Source organism: Bradyrhizobium sp. USDA 4341 (assembly GCF_054063755.1).
In genome coordinates this window covers 1,024,532-1,041,434 of record NZ_JBSSGO010000001.1, presented here as the reverse complement: position 1 = coordinate 1,041,434, position 16,903 = coordinate 1,024,532, and the positions used below count along the sequence as shown (strand labels likewise).

18 protein-coding genes are annotated in these 16,903 nt (G+C 60.6%); 9 read left to right on the top strand and 9 right to left on the bottom strand.

All coding sequences use genetic code 11. The features are described from left to right. Positions 1–152: 152 nt before the first annotated feature. Positions 153–2,591, bottom strand: a complete 2,439-nt coding sequence (locus tag ACVIGB_RS05145; protein WP_456717809.1) for a bifunctional diguanylate cyclase/phosphodiesterase — start codon at positions 2,589–2,591, stop codon at positions 153–155. A gap of 238 nt (positions 2,592–2,829) precedes the next feature. Here ACVIGB_RS05145 and ACVIGB_RS05140 point away from each other — a divergent pair, with 238 nt between their 5' ends. The 3 genes from ACVIGB_RS05140 to ACVIGB_RS05130 all read left to right on the top strand — a co-directional run bounded on the left by ACVIGB_RS05140 (position 2,830) and on the right by ACVIGB_RS05130 (position 5,649). After that, positions 2,830–3,129 carry a hypothetical protein gene (locus ACVIGB_RS05140; RefSeq protein WP_456717810.1) on the top strand — a complete coding sequence of 100 codons (300 nt, stop codon included), beginning with the start codon at positions 2,830–2,832 and terminating at the stop codon, positions 3,127–3,129. A gap of 1,072 nt (positions 3,130–4,201) precedes the next feature. After that, on the top strand, positions 4,202–5,101 hold the full coding sequence (locus ACVIGB_RS05135) for a tRNA(His) guanylyltransferase Thg1 family protein (RefSeq protein WP_456749102.1): 900 nt from the start codon (positions 4,202–4,204) through the stop codon (positions 5,099–5,101). A gap of 173 nt (positions 5,102–5,274) precedes the next feature. Next, complete coding sequence (locus ACVIGB_RS05130) at positions 5,275–5,649, top strand: hypothetical protein (protein ID WP_456717812.1); 375 nt, start codon at positions 5,275–5,277, stop codon at positions 5,647–5,649. Positions 5,650–5,698: 49 nt separating this feature from the next. Here ACVIGB_RS05130 and ACVIGB_RS05125 read toward each other — a convergent pair whose 3' ends face one another. Further along, positions 5,699–6,067, bottom strand: coding sequence for a PilZ domain-containing protein (locus ACVIGB_RS05125; RefSeq protein ID WP_456717813.1), 369 nt, complete (start codon positions 6,065–6,067; stop codon positions 5,699–5,701). A 501-nt stretch (positions 6,068–6,568) separates the two neighbouring features. On the opposite strand from ACVIGB_RS05125, the gene ACVIGB_RS05120 reads away from it, so the two are divergent. Both ACVIGB_RS05120 and ACVIGB_RS05115 read left to right on the top strand, forming a co-directional pair. Then, positions 6,569–7,156: a hypothetical protein gene (locus ACVIGB_RS05120; protein WP_456717814.1), complete on the top strand. Its 588-nt coding sequence runs from the start codon at positions 6,569–6,571 to the stop codon at positions 7,154–7,156. 443 nt (positions 7,157–7,599) lie between these two features. Continuing rightward, positions 7,600–7,824: a hypothetical protein gene (locus ACVIGB_RS05115; protein WP_456717815.1), complete on the top strand. Its 225-nt coding sequence runs from the start codon at positions 7,600–7,602 to the stop codon at positions 7,822–7,824. 15 nt (positions 7,825–7,839) lie between these two features. On the opposite strand, the gene ACVIGB_RS05110 is transcribed toward ACVIGB_RS05115, so the two are convergent. Further along, positions 7,840–8,244, bottom strand: a complete 405-nt coding sequence (locus ACVIGB_RS05110) for a hypothetical protein (protein WP_456717816.1) — start codon at positions 8,242–8,244, stop codon at positions 7,840–7,842. 234 nt (positions 8,245–8,478) lie between these two features. Between ACVIGB_RS05110 and ACVIGB_RS05105 the strand changes: the two genes are divergently transcribed. Both ACVIGB_RS05105 and ACVIGB_RS05100 read left to right on the top strand, forming a co-directional pair. After that, the gene (locus ACVIGB_RS05105; RefSeq protein WP_456749101.1) at positions 8,479–9,063 is read left to right on the top strand and encodes an RNA-guided endonuclease InsQ/TnpB family protein; all 585 of its coding nucleotides are present in this window, start codon (positions 8,479–8,481) and stop codon (positions 9,061–9,063) included. Continuing rightward, complete coding sequence (locus ACVIGB_RS05100) at positions 8,982–9,713, top strand: RNA-guided endonuclease InsQ/TnpB family protein (protein ID WP_456749100.1); 732 nt, start codon at positions 8,982–8,984, stop codon at positions 9,711–9,713. The genes ACVIGB_RS05105 and ACVIGB_RS05100 overlap by 82 nt, the downstream gene beginning before the upstream one ends. Positions 9,714–9,977: 264 nt before the next feature. On the opposite strand, the gene ACVIGB_RS05095 is transcribed toward ACVIGB_RS05100, so the two are convergent. Together ACVIGB_RS05095 and ACVIGB_RS05090 are read right to left on the bottom strand one after the other, a co-directional pair. Beyond that, positions 9,978–10,247 carry a hypothetical protein gene (locus ACVIGB_RS05095; RefSeq protein WP_456717818.1) on the bottom strand — a complete coding sequence of 90 codons (270 nt, stop codon included), beginning with the start codon at positions 10,245–10,247 and terminating at the stop codon, positions 9,978–9,980. Positions 10,248–10,844: 597 nt separating this feature from the next. Beyond that, on the bottom strand, positions 10,845–11,555 hold the full coding sequence (locus ACVIGB_RS05090; RefSeq protein ID WP_456718250.1) for a L,D-transpeptidase: 711 nt from the start codon (positions 11,553–11,555) through the stop codon (positions 10,845–10,847). A 246-nt stretch (positions 11,556–11,801) separates the two neighbouring features. Here ACVIGB_RS05090 and ACVIGB_RS05085 point away from each other — a divergent pair, with 246 nt between their 5' ends. Then, a complete protein-coding gene (locus ACVIGB_RS05085; RefSeq protein ID WP_456717819.1) occupies positions 11,802–12,356 on the top strand; it encodes a hypothetical protein in 555 nt (184 codons plus the stop codon). A 138-nt stretch (positions 12,357–12,494) separates the two neighbouring features. Here the strand turns inward: ACVIGB_RS05085 and ACVIGB_RS05080 are convergent, their stop codons facing one another. The 3 genes from ACVIGB_RS05080 to ACVIGB_RS05070 all read right to left on the bottom strand — a co-directional run bounded on the left by ACVIGB_RS05080 (position 12,495) and on the right by ACVIGB_RS05070 (position 14,368). Next, positions 12,495–13,016 carry a hypothetical protein gene (locus ACVIGB_RS05080; RefSeq protein WP_456717820.1) on the bottom strand — a complete coding sequence of 174 codons (522 nt, stop codon included), beginning with the start codon at positions 13,014–13,016 and terminating at the stop codon, positions 12,495–12,497. Positions 13,017–13,127: 111 nt separating this feature from the next. Next, a complete protein-coding gene (locus ACVIGB_RS05075) occupies positions 13,128–13,733 on the bottom strand; it encodes a hypothetical protein (RefSeq protein ID WP_456717821.1) in 606 nt (201 codons plus the stop codon). A gap of 104 nt (positions 13,734–13,837) precedes the next feature. After that, complete coding sequence (locus ACVIGB_RS05070) at positions 13,838–14,368, bottom strand: hypothetical protein (protein WP_456717822.1); 531 nt, start codon at positions 14,366–14,368, stop codon at positions 13,838–13,840. Between the two features lie 174 nt (positions 14,369–14,542). Between ACVIGB_RS05070 and ACVIGB_RS05065 the strand changes: the two genes are divergently transcribed. Beyond that, positions 14,543–15,148 (top strand): Uma2 family endonuclease, encoded by a 606-nt coding sequence (locus tag ACVIGB_RS05065; RefSeq protein ID WP_456717823.1) that lies wholly within the window; start codon positions 14,543–14,545, stop codon positions 15,146–15,148. A 437-nt stretch (positions 15,149–15,585) separates the two neighbouring features. Here the strand turns inward: ACVIGB_RS05065 and ACVIGB_RS05060 are convergent, their stop codons facing one another. Next, positions 15,586–16,653, bottom strand: coding sequence for a hypothetical protein (locus ACVIGB_RS05060; protein WP_456717824.1), 1,068 nt, complete (start codon positions 16,651–16,653; stop codon positions 15,586–15,588). Positions 16,654–16,903 lie beyond the last annotated feature (250 nt).

The following is a 16,903-nucleotide window of genomic DNA, read 5'->3' as shown; positions in this document are numbered from 1 at the left end:
CCGGCGCTGAAGAAGCGCTGCAGGGGCCGGTCAGGCCGGACAACAAGAGTTTTTGGTACTTCCATGACGTCAGGGTCTCACCGGGGCCGGAAATGCGCAAGGCGGGACTGCTCAAGCAGTCCCGAACCTGCTCCATCACCCGAAGGTTGGCACTAGGCCGCGGCCACCTCGTGGTCAGCGCGAGCGAGAAATTTGACGATGGCATCCTTGTCCACCGGCTTACTAAACAGATAACCTTGCATCTCGTCGCAGGTGCTGTTGCGCAGGAATTCCTCCTGAGCCTTCGTCTCGACGCCCTCAGCGATGACGGTGAGGTCCAGAGCCTTGGCAAAGGCGATAATGGCCTTGGCGATCGCGCTGTCAGTCTTGGCCGACGGCAGATTCTCCACGAACGAGCGATCCAGTTTGATCACATCGATCATCGGGAAGGACTTCAGTAACGCCAGTGACGAATAGCCGACCCCGAAATCGTCGATGGCAAGCCGGCAGCCGCGCAGCTTGATCTCCTCCATCATCCGTCGGGCTCGCTCGGCGTTCCCCATCACGGTGGTTTCTGTGATCTCGAGCTGCAGGAAGCGACCGTCCATGCCACTTGACTTCAGCGCTGTGTCAAGGTCGGCGAGGAGCTCGTCGTGCATGAACTGGCGCGGCGAGAGGTTCACCGCCACGCAGATCGGATCGAGACCATGCTCAAGCCATTTCACGTGCTGCCGGGTCGCCTCATTCAAAACCCATTTGCCGATTGGGACGATGAGACCCGTCTCCTCAGCCAACGGAATGAAATGTCCGGGAGAAATGAGCCCGAGGTCAGGATGGCGCCAGCGCACCAGCGCTTCGACACCGGTGATGCGGCCGTCCACCAGGCTGCGCTTCGGCTGGTAGTGAAGCTCGAATTCGTTACGCTCGATCGCATATCGCAGGCTCGTCTCGAGCATCAGCCGCTCGACGGCGGCGGTATCCATCCTCGCCGAGTAGAAGCTGAAGCGGTTCTTTCCATCTGCCTTGCTGGCGTACATGGCCATGTCGGCATGCTTGGTCAGTGCCTGTTCGTCGTCACCATGCTCAGGATAGACGGCAATGCCAATGGAAGCCGTGACGCTGTATTCGGTCCCCTTGAGAGTTACTGGCTTTGCGATCTCGCCGAGCAGCTTGCGCGCCACCTCCGCGGCGTCATCCTCATGAGCGAGGCGGTTGACCACGACGACGAACTCGTCGCCTCCGAGGCGGGCGATCGTATCACTTGCACGCAATGACTTGCGCAAGCGTTGCGCTGCGTCGACCAGCAACTCGTCGCCAGATCCGTGGCCGAGGGTGTCATTGATGGTCTTGAAGCGATCCAAATCGAGGAACAGCACGGCACACTTGCCGCCATAGCGTTTGGCATTGCGGATGCTCTGATCGAGCTCCGTTTGGAAGGTCTCCCGGTTCGGCAAACCGGTCAGACTGTCATGCGTCGCCAGATAGCGGATGCGCTCGTCAGCCTTTGCCTTTTCATCGACCCGGTCGAAATTCTCGAGGGCAAAGGAGACATTGTCCGAGATCCGCCTGAGCAATGCGACGACGTCCTCGCTGTAGGTCGAAACTTTATCGGAGAGGAACAAGAGCGTGCCGAAGGCACGGCCACCCCGCCGGATCGGCACCGCAGCACCGGCAAACGACGGCGCCTCTTCGCGCTTCATTCGCCAGCCCTTGCCGGTGTCGGCGTCAGACAAGGCGTCAACGACACAGACGTCGTCCACCGAAAGGGCGGTCGAGATCATTTCGCGCACGCCGAGCGAATCCGGAAAGTCAGCCAGCGACAGGAGCGGGGCGGCCGAAGCCGCGCGACCACCGGCGGCGGCGATGTGGAACCTGGAAGCATCCTTCGGGTCGACAAGCGCCACGGAAGCGAGACGGATCTCCGGATCGAAGACCAGCGCCTCGCAGATCATGCGATACAGTTCCGAACGCGTGCGGGCCCGGATGACCGCGTCAGAGGTTTTGTTGAGCGCCACGACGACGCGCGCAAGTGCTGCGTGGTTCTCTTCGCGTTCGATGGTTTCGAGCGCAAACGACATGTTTCGGGCGACCCGTTCCATCAGGTCGACGATCTCGTCGTTCAGTACCCCGAGCTGGTCGAGGTAGAAGGCGAGCAGGCCCACCGGAGAGCCATTCTTGACCAGCGGCACGGCAACCGAAGCCAGAATATTGTTTGCGGCGCACAGCCGGCGGAACTCCGGGTGCAGCCGGGGATCGTTGACCACATCGTTGCTGATCGAGGACGTGCCTTCGCGGAACGCCACGGCAACGATGCCGCGACCGGACTCCCGGTTCGGATCGACGTCGACCACAATCTTGCTGAGTACCTCCCGGCTCATGTTCGCGCTGCCTTCCTTGAAGCGCAGCGCGTTGATCTTTGGGTCGTACATGAACAGCGCGGCCGCGAGGAACTCCGACCCCTCGGCGGCGATCTCGCATATTTGCGCGAAAAGCTCGTCCTCGCTACGAACCTTCAGGATCGTCTCGCTTGTGCGGCTCAGCACACGGTACATGTGCTGCAGCGCTTTATCCTGAATTTCGGTCGTGGGGGTCGATTTTGCCGTGGTGTCCATAAGGTCCTCCACGGTGCTTGCTATGGACCAATCCCTAATTGGCCGTTAACGCACGGCGCCGGCCGACAACGAATCCTTGAGAGCAGGCGCGTTCTGCCGCGTGAAACCTCGTAAACCGAGTGGATCGTTAATGGTGCGTGAACTCGTACCCAGACTTTTCGAGCGAACGGAGACCTGCCGGTTGACACCGGGTCCGGGTGGGCGGCCTATTAACAGGACATTATCGGGGATACAGACCGTGAAGATCAGATTTCTCTCTGCCGCTTTCGGCTTGCTTGCTGCCCAGGCGCTCGGATCGGCTTCCGCGCAGGCCCAAAGTTCCGGCCAGGTCACCGTACAGGTTGCTCCAATTCAGAACGGCGGGATGTCCACGCACCGTTCAGTTTGCAACGAGTGGGACCGATGCATTGAAGTTCCTGGGTTCAGGCTCGAGTCCAGTTCGGGCTGGGATGGCCAGATCGCCGGACCAATGCCAAACCCGGCCATCTACGATCAAAACAGGCCCCATGGCGGTCTCGAGTTCACGCGCCCCTATTAGGCAACAGAGAATCCCACCCAGGTGTTTTGATAGGTAGGGCGCAGCGCCCTGCGGCAAAAAGGTTCGTTCGTCGCAAGGATTCGATAACGGCTTTGCGCCTATCATGTTGGACATAGGTTTCGAGCGCTCCGGCGGGGAATTGACCCGGTCAGGCTGGCGGGATCGGGTCCGAAAGACGACCTGCGGCCGCCGTTGAGCAAGCTCGCATACCGTTCAAGGTCGTCGTCCGCCGCACGAACGAAAGTTACCGAAGGGCGCTATCCAGGACTTCCAAACCTGGATGGCGCCCTTCGGCTTTTCTGACCGGTTTTCTTTGATGATAGAGTCAGGTTCGGCAGCAGGCGGCACCGGTGGGGACCGGAGATCGATGCTCAATTGCCCGGACGGCGGGGCGTCGACCGTCGGTCCGGATCCATGAGAATGTCGCGGAAAGCCACGGGTGAAGAGCGATCGCGAGCACTCCGAGGATGGACACGACGAGAAGGCTGATCGCCAGCATTTCGCCTAGTGCTCCGATCTGATCGCCGAGCACGCTCAGGACACATCCGGCGTTCAAAGCAAGCGTGATCAGGCCGCCGAGAACAACGGATCGGCCGGAAACTTCGCGGGCGGCACAGGGACGCACGGGAGTGGCTTGCACGGTCCGCAGGCGGCAGGCCGTCATCGCGGGCCCTGCGGTCAGATCGGGCCTTGGATGGCGCAAGGACGGCTGAGAATTGGAAACTTTGGCTAAAATTGTCATCGCGATGATTTAATGCTGCGATGCACAAGAGGAAATGAGGAGTCCTCGAAGAAGCTGTGGAAGACGCCCAAGGATTCGTTTGCAGATGAAACCGGACCCTCCGGGACTTACACTCGCGGCGCGGCGGCTGCCTCGGTCGCGAGGCGTCTTCCGGCGTCCTTTAGGTCACCTGCAGAAGCGTAACCCAGCCATACCGGTAAATCGCAAGACGGTGGAGAAGGTGTTGACTCACGACGCGGTGGCATCGAATTAGCCGGGCGATCCCATAGGTTCGGTTGGAGCGAAATGGAGTCGAACCAGCGACGTCGCGAAGAGTGAGATGAGAGCCCTATGAGCCGACTGAAAGACCATGACGACTTCGGGAATCGCATGAAGGCCTATGAGGCGGTCGAGACCGCCCGGAAGCTTGATCCGATGTTGCCGATCTATGCGCGGATCGATGGCCGGGGCTTTTCGAGGTTCACCCGCGGAATGGAGAAGCCGTTCGACCCGCGGATGACCGCCGCGATGATCGAGACGACGCGATATCTAGTCCAAGCCACCCATGCCCGGATCGGCTACGTGCAGTCGGACGAGATCTCGTTGGTGTGGCAGGCGGAGACGCCCGAGACCGACATTCTGTTCGCCGGCAAGGTCCAGAAGCTGGTCTCAGTTCTCGCCTCGATGGCGGCCGCGAAGTTTGCGCGCGCGTGCCCTGAGGGCTTCGAGGACAGGCTTCCGGCATTCGATTGCAGGGTGTTTCAGCTTCCTGATCGGATCGAGGCGGCGAACACGATCCTGTGGCGTGTTTTAGACTGCCAGAAAAATTCCGTGTCGATGGTGGCTCAGAGCGTATTTTCTCACCGTGCCCTGGAGGGCAAGCGACAGTCTGACATGCACGCGATGCTGCGCGAGCGCGGGATCGACTTTTCTGCCTACCCCGCAGCGAACCGGCTGGGATGTTTCCTGGCGCGGCGCACGTTCAAGTGGGATCCAGCAACCGACCTGGAGGGCGCCAACCAGCATATCGATCGGCTGGCTCAAGCTGCTCGGCCGGTTCTGCGCTCACGTGTCGTGCAGCTTGACATGCCGGCCTTTGACCAGGTCGCGAACCGGAAGGAAGTGATCTTCGAAGCTGCCGAACCGTTCGGCTTCGACTGCGAGAAGGGGCGCGCCTACGTGCTGGCGAACTATCCGTCTGATCACCCCAGGGTTCAGGCATTGACGGCTGAGAAGGAGTTCAAAATATAGATAGGGCAAAACAGCGAGTTATGGGACGGACCGCGGGTCGCGCGTTCGATCGCATCTTGATCGAGAGGCGGGTTGCGCTGGCTCACGCAACCAATGCCTGGGGACTAGGCGCTTGGCTCCTTGCGAGGCGCCACAGTAGGATGCTTCTCTCGGAGCGAAACGAAGGAAGTCTGATGTCAATTCTCGTGAATGCCGACGGCCGCACCAAGATCTATGTCGCCATCGACGCTCATGCGGAAACCGTGCTCGAGGCGTACAGCACGGTCCAGGCGGCCGACAAAGGCGTAAGGGCGTTACTGAAAGGCGGCGCCGAAAATGTCACGTTCCACAATATCACTCATCCTAAATGCCCGGATTGGCTGAAGGAGTTTGTCCGGTCTGACAGGGAATATTGCAGCCGCGTGGCGGCAGATTTAGACAAGCGTGCCGCCGGATTCCGCAATCAAGCGGCAGATCTTGTGGCGCAGGCGGAAAATTACGAGCGACGTGCGTCCGAGTGGCGAGAACTGTCAGAGGCCGCTCCGGCATCGAGCGGACCAGGTGTGTAGGCGTTTGCTGCCGGAGCACCAGCCGGACTGTAGCGGAGGCCGCGAAAGATCAGATCAGCCACTCCGCAGGAGCCTTGCCGATGTTCTTCTGCTTTTCCTCGGCCTTGTCGTGATCCACCTTCGAACGGGCCACAAGCTTGCCGCTCTTGGCCATCTTGAGGAACAGAACGCCCATCTGCTCGCCATTGACCCACCGCCGTTCGCAGCGGCGATACACCGGAATTCCTATCTTAGTAAGGACGAGGAAGAACTCGCTTGTAGATGCTCCTAAAATTGGCCCATCGATCGTGATCTTGGCTCCAGCTTCGGAAAAGTCCTCGACGAGGCACTTGCGCGCCCACGTCCCGTCGATGCCCACGAGCGTTGCCTCCAACGCTTGCTCGAACGTGAAACGAGAAGCCTTCCTTTGCTCCAGCATGCCTCGAGGTCCCTTCCGCAAATCTACGGAGGTACCTAGGTGATCGCACGTAAAGATATGGTTACGGATATCGACAGCATTGATGGTATCCAAGGATTCGATAGCGCGGATTGAAATCGCGATGTTCAGTCCAGATATTGCGCGTCTGTCAGGAAACGCCTAACCCTGACTCTCTGACGCATAAAGCGGACTCATTTTACGCACAACCCTGACTAAGGGGCGCGGCTATCTCTGCCTGTGTCGGGGCGCGGTTTCGAGCCCTGAGAAACCTTGCAGTCGATCCATCAACCTGACCTGCACGAGTTTTCAGGGAGACCGGACGATGACGGACGCGGCGACCGCCGAGCTTCAGCGCGAGACCCATGCGGCACGCCGCGCAGATCGCCATCTGCTCTCTTTGAACTTTCAAGCGACCTCTATAGGTTTTGGCTCCGCCAAAGAGCGAGGAAGCCGCTCCGGACGAACATCGTCCGCAACCCTAAGATAAATCCGGGCCGGACAATGCAGGACAAGGTGACCAAAACGAAGGCCAAGGCGATCATCGAAGCCGCCCGAGATACTGCACCGGTCTGGGCATGGGAAAGTTTCGAAGGAGACCCCCGCCGTCGCTACGGGCGCAGAGCCGTCGGCCGCATCGACATCGGCGACCTCTCATTCTCCATCAATTTCTACGGTGCCGGACACACTTGGGAAATCCACTGGGGACCGCACAGCCGCACCCAGACAGGTGAAGTTTTACGGGCCTACGGCGGAGGCGCGGGAGCATTCAGGAAGATCGTAGTTTGCATGCGCGACATGATCGAGGACTTCCTCTCCACGGCGCACCCTGACGAAATCAGGATGAACTGCGCCTCGGAGAAACACGCCGCGCTCTACGCCGAACTACTGCCATCGGCTGCGGGTCAAGCCAATGCCTTCAAGACGATAAAATCAGATCGAACCGCAAAGGCGGTCCTGGTGAAATTTCTTCGATCCACGGACCGTCGCCGCCCGCACGGTTTTGACCCCCGCCGTTTCTCGATCGAACAACCTCAAGTCCCGACGGAATTCGAAGCTGCACCATCCTACTCAACCGCCTCTGGCGGTTGACATTCCCGTCAGGGTATCTCCCAACCATCAAACCCTCCATCCGTCGCCCGCGCCCGCCGATCCGCCGCCGGCCGCCCGGGCTGTCGGGCGTCGATACAACCTGAATTGTGACGGCGCGTCGAGTGAGTCGGGTTATGCGTCGGAGAAGGGCCGCAGAGTCAGAGATTTGGGTTGTTCGAGTCAGGGACATACGTTCGGCCGCCGGAGTTGGCCGTCGATTGCGCTGCGGAATTTCGGACGCCGGAGTCAGGGTTATGGGTTGCTCGACAGCGTTGCGAGCGCGTGAAGCAGGTTGCCTGCATGAGCACCTTCCACGAACGCAAAGCTGCCCGTTAGGACTACTTCCTGCGCTTCATTGCAGGCTGGAATGCTCGGGATCTGGGCATTACGATCACGATGGTTCGCCCGCGTGCGGCGGCTGTGGCGGGACGCGTAAGGAACGAGTGCCGCCGGCGACGCCGCCGCGGCCAAATCATTTTCCGCTCGTGAAGATGGACACGCGGCTCGCCGACATTCCGGTCATGATCCGCTATTACGCGCAACCCGGGATGCATATCGCGAAATACCGCACTGATCTGGACTGGCTTCGGCCACTAGTGCTTGAGGAACGGGAGCAGGCGCAAAGGCAAGCCGCTGAGGCCTGGGCAGGCTCGGCGCCGCGCCTCTGAGCGATATGGCGACCGCTACGGTTTTTGTGCGCTCGGCGCCGGCGCGAAGTCGGTCAGGAACTGCCCGAGACGATGAACTTCGCCCGCCGGCAAAAACATGCCGGTGCCCTTGATCCGACCGCCGCAGTCAAGGTGAACACTGAGCCCCTGCCGGAACGGGGCGGTCCACACCCGAAAGACGACTTCGTTGCCGCCTTGATCGTTGAAGCCGAGAGCCGGATCGGGTTCGCCACGCTGCCCCTGCGCGAAACCACCGGAGATCAGGGTAGCCAACTGCGCGACTTCCTCAGTTTCCAGGTCTGCGCAAGCGATGCCATCGTCGAGGAGCCGCAGACGCGCCCCCTCGGTTGCCAGACTCACAAGCAGTCGCTTGCCGTCTTCAGCCAAGAGCTCGATCTCGTGCTCGTCAACAAGTCGCATTCTCGCATCGCCCGTTTAACTCGAATGATGTGACCAGTACGACATGGGGAAGAAAGCGCCAAACGTGTTTGTCCATGCAGCCTCTCGCCTTAGCTTCTTAGTCGACAGGCACGAGCGCGCCGCGCGATGACGAAAATTGAGGCTATTCGGATTTCGGCGTTGGAACGAGTCCTTGACGGATCGTTGTCGACTGGGGCATGGTTTCATGGAACACAACGAGAACGCACTGACTGAATGTTTCTGACCTACCGCATCAAGCTGGCGCCGACCCGCGGCCAATACGCCGTTCTCGCCGGGCTCTGCGAGGCGCAGCGCCAGCTGTACAACGCCGCGCTGCAGGAGCGCCGCGACGCCTGGGCGAAGCGGAAGGTCTCGATCTCGAGGTTCGACCAGTGCAAATCCTTGACGCAGATACGGTCGTTCGACCCGGACTACGGCGACGTCCCCGTTAACCTGTCGCGGTGGACGCTGGGGCGCGTCGACGACGCGATGAAGGGGTTCTTCGGACGCGTGAAGCGCGGCCAGAAGGCCGGCTTCCCTCGCTTCCGGAGCAGGAGCCGCTGGGACTGTTTTGGCTTTGCTGAATGGGCCGGGGTTCGTCTCGATAGAAACAAGCTGCTGTTCAAGCCGCTGACAGGCGGTCTGCGCCTGCGGCTGCATCGGGAGCTCCCGCCGGGCGCAGCGGTGAAGACACCGCGGCGTTTTCGCGGAAGGGTCGGCACTGGTACGTCTGCCTGGTGGTTGATGTCCCCGCCGCCGCCGATCATGCCCGGCCGGAGACGGCTGTCGGGCTTGACGTCGGCATCGAGCATCTCGTGACGACGAGCGAGGGCCGGCATATCGAGAACGTGCGTCCGCGGTCTCGCCGCGAGCGCGACCTGCGGATCGCGCAGCGCGCACTGGCGCGCTGCAAGCGCGGCTCGAGGCGCCGCGCCAAGGTCCGAGAGCGTCTGGCCCGGCTTCAGCGTGCGGTCGCCAACGTCCGCTCCAACCACCTGCACCAGGTGTCGGCCGATCTGGCCAGGCGTTACGCGCTGATCGGCGTCGAAGAGCTTCGCTTGAAGAACCTGACCCGCTCGGCAAGGGGCACGGCCGGTGATCCTGGGAAGAACGTCCGGCAGAAGGCCGGGTTGAACCGGGCGATGCTGGACGCATCGCCCGCGCGTCTGATCGAACTGTTGACCTACAAGGCTGCAAGAGCCGGTGGGACGGTGGTGAAGATCGATCCACGCAACACCTCGCGGGACTGCTCGTCCTGCGGCGCCGCGGTGGAGAAGACGCTGGCGGAGCGCCGCCATCGCTGTGGCTGCGGCGCCGACCTGCACCGCGATCACAACGCGGCGCTGAACATACTGGATCGTGCCCTGCGGCACGACGGGCGGGGCAAGCCGCCCGGGGACGCCAACGTGGGGCCTCAGCCCGTGCGTCGTCCCGGAAACACGGACGTTGAAGCTGCGAAAGCAGCTTAAGACATTCGGACCAGGATCGACGTGCTTCAACACCGAAATCCGAATAGCCCTTGGTGTGACCACAAAATGGAGCTGTTTTCCCGCGAAATCCATGGGATATCCATCGTTGGATGGGTGTGCTGTCATGCCAGCGTTGGCAAGGAGCGTAAGCCGGCTGCTGACAAGCCGTAACGGGCGGGACCGATCTCCGGTGGACGAAACGCGGCAATCTCGAGGCAAGCAAAAAGGCGGCCCTTTCGAGCCGCCTTCGACGTCAGGAATGGCTCACCACCGGTGGCGGTAGGGCCGATGCCAGCCGTACGGGCGGTAAGGCCGCTGGAAGCCATAGCCCGGATAGATCACCGGCGGTGGGACCACGTAGCGCGGATAGGTGCGCCAGCAGCGCCCACCCCAGTCATCGCACACCAGCCGGACCGGGACGGCCTCGACCGGGGCGACAGCCGCAAAGCCGGGGACGTAGAATGCGTTTGCAGGCACGATGGATGCTGCAGCTGCGGTGATCACGACTAGCGCTCCGAACAACAGGTGTTTCATCAAAAAGGGCTCTCCTTGTTATCGATCCGGCTTCAATCTGCCTGACCTCCAAGGATTCGTTTACGCCTGTTCGGTCTCCTGCGGAACTATGGACCGCAAAACGAGGTGAATGCCCCATTTACCTTCGCACGCGAGCGTCACTAGCGCTCTTTCCGGGACACAAGAAGCTGGTCGGCACGTAGTGGCCAAGCCATTTCGCAATACGGCGCCCTGCCCGGTCGGTAAGCCAGTATTCTCCGGCATCGCAGACCTTATAATGAATCTGCGCAATAACGCCCGGCCAGTCCTCAATCCTGCCATCTGAAAGCGCGATCCGGACCTTCCACAGGTCACCTGCGCGACCCGGAATGAGACTGCCATCGACGTCCTCGACGCCATCCACCTGGCGTCTTCCCAATGTCTATTTGCGGGCGATCGCGGGCAGGGCGCGGCGGTCGATTACATAGGCAGGGTTGCCCCGCAGCGCGTGCGGACGCTGGTGGCCGCGGCCCTTGGCGCAGACCTCAAAATCTATCTCGATCGCACCGCGGTACCGTACGCCGATGTCGAACGCGCATTTGGCCTGGCGGTGTTCGAAGCGAAGTGCGCCTGAACCCGTCAGATCCTGTTTGCCGTCTTGTGCCGCGTCACAGGGCGCGCCCTCGGCAAAGGCACGCTCGCCGGCGTGGCCTCCGCCGGCGTTAACCCGGTAAGATCGTTGGCGGCGACCTGCTTCGGAAGCACGACAACGGGCGCACCTAATTTCACGTGCGAATAGAGGTACTCGACGTCCTCGTTGGTCAGGCGAATGCAGCCGGACGAGACGAACTTGCCGATCGTGCCGGGCTGGTTTGTGCCATGGATCCGATAGACCGTCTTGCCCAGGTACATCGCACGGGCGCCCAGAGGATTGCCGGGTCCGCCAGCCACGAAGCGCGGCAAATAGGGCTGTCGCTCGATCATCTCGGACGGCGGATGCCAATCCGGCCATTCGGCCATCTTGGTGATCTTTTCGCGGCCGGCCCAGGTAAACCCGTCTCGACCCACGCCGATGCCATAACGCACGGCTTTGCCGCCTCCGAGCACGAAATAGAGGTGGGTATGCTCGGTGTCGACCACGATGGTGCCGGGGGCCTCCCGGGTGGCGTAATCGACAGTCTGACGCTTGAGCTCCGCCGGGACCTCCGCCGCGTCGACATCGTCGCTTTCCACTTCAATCGAGGCCTCAGTGGTCGCCGGTGCGGCTTGCTGCGGAGCCTGGTTGACCAGCAGGTTGATCGGAGGCTCCGCGGCAAGCGCGATGGACGCCGACGCCAACAAAACGATCATGCCTACTCCGAGAAACCTCACTTCGCGCTCCCAGCAAACTAATCCTTGGGCATCAGCACGGTGCTGGCCCCGGATTCGACCATGCTTCGCATGGAACCCGGCGGCAAGCGGGAAGCGGGGCTTTCCACGGTCGACCCACAACCGTTCCATCCGGTTCGCTCCGTTTACTCTAGCCGCCGATCGCTATCGTTCGGAGCGAACAGCCCCCTAGAATGAGCCATTATTTGGCTCAAAGGGATATGCTTCATGGAGTTTACGCTGCGCTTTCCGCTTCAGGACGTCCTGGAGCTCGCCGGCCGTTACCATAACCTTGGCGAGGCGGAGATCCTCGAGGTCGGTCGCCGGATTGCTGATGGTGAGCATCGGCGAGAGCATCTCGGCAGGATCTTCGACTGGAAAACGCGCGGGCGAGGGGGATCCCGGATCGCGCTCAACAGTGACGCGGAGATCGCCGATGCCCTCCGGCTCGCCACGTCCGCAAAGACCGAACTGTGCGCGCTCTCGGTCCTGACCGGACTCTCAGGTGTCGAGATCCCGGTCGCATCTACCGTCCTGACCGTGGTCAATCCGAGACAGTACACGATCCTCGATTTCAGGGCGCTCTTTTCGCTCAGCATCGACGAGACGGCCTACACGCCGCGGTTTTACCTCGCCTACCTCGACATCTGCCGGCACGTCGCCCGGGAGGCCTCAGAAGCGGTCGGTGCTGAGGTCACTCTTCGGAAGCTCGATCATGCGCTCTGGCAGTTTTCGAAGGAGAACCAAAAGCCAGGCAAGTCGCTGATCGAGGCGGGCGCCTGATCACGGCGTGGGCAGGCCCGGCTTCTCTATGAGCTCGGGCAGGTTGCCGAAAGAAAGTAGTCCGCGAACCTCAGCAACGTTCTCGTCATAGGTTTCCAGTAGGGTCGTAGACGAATTCTCGGCGCTGTCACCGATCGATCAGATTTGGGGCGCAGGCTCCGCGAACAGGCCCTCAGCCACCGAAAATCCCTGGGGCAGTCCGGCCGCCGGAGAAATCGCATGCTTGAGCAGGGCGATCGTATCGGTAAGCCGACCGGCCTCAAGGAGGTTCAACACGTCACTCGCCGACACGAAGCCATCGTCCATGCCGGGAAGCCGTTCGAGCTTCTGCGTGGCGGGATTATAAATCTCACGGTGGCCGGGCGTGTCGTGTTCCTCGTCGACGGATACCGTCACAACATAGCCAAGCCCGATCTCCCGGCAGGCTGCTTCGATCCGGGAGAAGGTTTCCCCAGTCCGTTCATTCTCTGCAAATATCAGCACTTGGCCGGCAGCCAGCACATCACGAAGATACTGCCCCGCTTCAGCTTCGGATTGGATCATACCCTCGCTCCAACTGGGAGTCGGGCGATCGGCGACAATGGCTGCAACAAGTTTTTCGAGATCCGCATCGCCGCGAACTTCTCCGGTGATCTCGATAGAGGTATCTGCCCAAGCCATCCTGGAACTCCACGCATTCTCTTTGGACTACTGCGAGAAGTTCACCCGTGACTTGGAAAGGGGCAAGATCGCCGGACGACGAATTCTTGGGACACTCCGGATGTTGCGATCTTACGGCCGAGGCATCCATGGCGTTTGCTGAGTGGCCTCCAGCTCGGCATCCGCCTCACGCTTCGTCCGCGCGGCCGCCTCCGCTTGCTGGAGCGGGACGCTCGCGGTCTTGGCCCAGGTGATAAAGAGAGCATCGAAGAGCGGCCGACGTTCGCCGCGTCGCGGCTTGGCCGACGGTTTCCGCTGATCGATCAGCGAGAACATGTCGCAATCGATCCCGTCGAGATGGGCTTTCCGCCAAGCGCTGAACGCGGAGAAGTCGCTCGCGATACGTTCGCCGAGGGGCAATCCAGACGCAGCCGATGCCGCGGCAAGCTGCCCGATTTTTTCGAACATGGCGGCATCACGGATGTCCGGCAGCTTGTCGCGCTCCGTGACGATCTCGCCGGCCGCAGCTTCGATGGCAAAGACGGCTGCGGCAGGCTCGAGAAAGTAGGCCTGGGCGTCGGAGGGTAGCCTGGAGATCCTGTCGAACCAGTCGTCCCAGGATGATCCGGTGTCGGCCGCGCGCGCTCTGTTGGCCTCAATGAGAAGGTGCACCAGGGCGATCTGGGCGTGAAACGGCCGGGCAACCGGGTCGTCGGAGTGGTGCTGAGGTGCGGGCATGGCCGGAAAATCCTGAACTGGCGACCAAATGATACCCGTAGGCCCGCAACCGGCAAGACCCGGCCGCGGACCGGATCATGCGGCCACCTCAAGAGCAAAAGACATCATTGCTTGTCCCGGAGTTCGATGCTGGTCCTAACCAGGTCGTTGCCGACACTGTGCATGGCAATGTAGTGACCAAGCTGCTTTTCGGCTTCACCCCTCAACCAACCCGACTTTTTTTCGTTGCTGCGGGCGTCCTGCAGGGTTTCCTTGTGCAGATCTCCGATGAATTGAACCGCAGCGCTGTGATCGAAGCCGGCATCGATTGCGCGCACGGCCGCAGCACTGATGCGGGCAAGGCGTTTCCGGCTGCCGTCATCGAGATCCACCAAGGCTGCGCCAAAGCCCTCGAACATGCCGCTCCGGTCGCAGCCGATCGCTGACTGAACCCCTGGCACGTCCAGCTTTTCCTGCTTGCTACCAGTGAACAATCCTGCAAGCGCAATCCCCTCTCGATTGCCCAATAGCGCATCCATGAACCGCTCTCGGAACTGCTCACAGGAAACTGTCGGCGCCATCTTCTCATCGGGAGTGTCTGCGAACGCCGTTGCAGAGAAAAAACAAAGCGCGAAAGCCAGGGCAAGTTTCTTCATTAGGACCAGATCGTTGAGAATGTGAGGAACGGGAGACTACCACTCAAAATCATGTTTGAGAGAACACCGCGATCAAAAGGGTTAACACCTAGCCAGCAACCATTACGAGTTTCGCCCAAGAGGAGTGTTCCCTATAAGAGTTTACATTACACGCGGCGAGGTCCGAACGTTGTCATGGGTATTCCAGAGCACGAGAAGCTCACAATTAACGAATTTTTCGATGCCGTTTCAGGTAGCGATGGACACTACGAACTCGTAGGCGGCATTGCCTACGCCATGGCTTGTGCCAATGAAGCGCATAACGTCATATGCAGGAACGTACAGACGGCTTTCGTCCCGGCGGGAAAGCAGAAGCGGTGTCGCACCACATCCAGCGGCACGGCCATTCAGACCGGGCCAGATACAGTTCGATATCCGGGCGTCGTGGTGGATTGCGGTCCGCCCAATGCAGCAGCAATGACTGCCTCAAAACCCACGCTTCTCGTTGAGGTCTCCTCGCCGGGCAGCGCCGTCTTCGACTATGGGGCCAAGCTACGCGAATACCAGGGCGTAGAAAGCGTCGACACGGTCATCCAGATCGAGTCCGAGATTGCGCTCGTTAAAGTTCACCGTCGGCAGAAAGACGGAACGTGGACCGAGGAGACGTTCGAACAATTTGACGTCGCTATTCCGCTCCCGTCGTTGGCAACGTCTATCACGCTAGACGAGATCTACGATACCCTTGAGGTGAAGCCTCGGCCGCGGGTCCAGGTCGTCAGAAGTGACCACACCTTCCGTTGACCTTGCCCGCTGTGTTGACGCCCCACATACTTCGATCCATTGCCGCCGACATCCGAATGAAAAGCCCCGCCATCGCTGACGAGGCTTTATGTGTTTCAGGCTAGGGACCTACTTTACCCGCGACTGCAGTGTCGCCCCAACGTGCTCATCCGGCTTCCACCGATCAAGAGGGTCCTCCACCCGTCGAGCCAGCAACAACGAACAGGCCGTTGTTACGCACAAAGAGTGCTTCCAGCGGAGCCCAGTTGAGGCCTCGGCTCCAGCAGCCGACCGTCGGCCGGTTTGGAAAAAAAACGTCATGCGTCGCAAGCTTCGCTTATTTTAAGATGAACACAGCATCGTCCGATATGCCCGGTGTGCGCGGTCCCCACGGTGTGGGAACCAACCCGGAAGCCGACAAGCGCCGATGGACTTGTTAATCGGCAGAACCGGCCACACTATAGATGCGTACGGCCGGTTCTAAATGTCATCGAGCGGGCCTCGAATTCGGCCCTGCGCATTGCTATTTCTACGCCAGGCGAAAGGCATGCTTCGCGTCGACGGCGCGCAGCAACCCACGTGCCATTCCCCGAAGTGATCTTAGAACAGTTATAGACGAAACCGTCGTGTTTAATCCGAAAGTCAAGGGAATCCCGACCACGGACTTGGGCATGGAAATCCGCCATCTCTCGGATGAAGAGAGCGGGAACCTCGTCCGCCTGACTCCCTCCAAACTTGATCATCGCCTCGCCCTGTTCCGAAACGTAGAGCTCATCGAAATCCAGGTCGCGTAGCCTTGGGGGTTCTGGCGGACGAACGAAACTCAACAGAGTGTCCCGGCTCACGATGAATTCCATCGAGGCGCGGGCCTTCCGCAGTTTCTCCCATGCCTCCGCATCGTCCTTGGCCCCGATGTCACGGGCGCAGGGAATTTTGGCGTTCCCAGGATATCCGAGACGGGACAGGACCCCACCGATGTCGTGATATTTATAGGCATCGGTGGCGCTGAACATCATTTCGAGCCTCGCACCAGTATCGGCCGTCTCCATAGAATAAAACGGTTGCAGGTATTGGGACGGTCCATTGGCGATGATTCCGATCGTCATCATGACCGATCGACCGTCGGGAAAACCAGCCTGCGGCTTGCGGAGCGAAATTCCGATGATGACGAAGCCGTCCCTTTCGCAACTCGATATCTTCGCCTGTTGATCCACACTGCCCAACACAAGCCCGCCTTCAGGAAAGGCGATGGCATCCAGGATAGAGTCGGTCCTGCCTGAAAGAGCCGGAAAGCGCGCAACCAGGATTTCCTCTTGCCGCATTCTGTTCGGAACGGTATCGGCGCCGACCGGCCCTTCAACTCCGATATTCGCACTCAGTTCGTGCCAATGCGCGTAGCCGTGCATCTGAGCCGTCAGATCCTGGCTCGCCGGAAGGGAGATCGTGAAGCCGATCTCAGCAAGTTGCTTGCGCAACTCCTTGGCGATCCGCTTCGGACGGGAAGACGACGTAAAATGAATTTTCATAACCCAGAGCCTCCGCAGAATCGGTCCGAACGATTCCCGGCTGAGGGGGAACGATGGGAAAAGGAAACCTGCGTCCTTGGGAATGCTTGAGGGCTTCGCATCGGCATCAGCCGGTTCGGACTGCGACGGCGTTCCCACGCCGGACCAAAACTTATCAGATCCAGAGAGGAGGTACAATCGTCGCCGCCAACGCGCCACCAGAGGGGCGACCGAGAGCGCGTTGGTCGGGGGGCGCTCAGCAATTGCACAC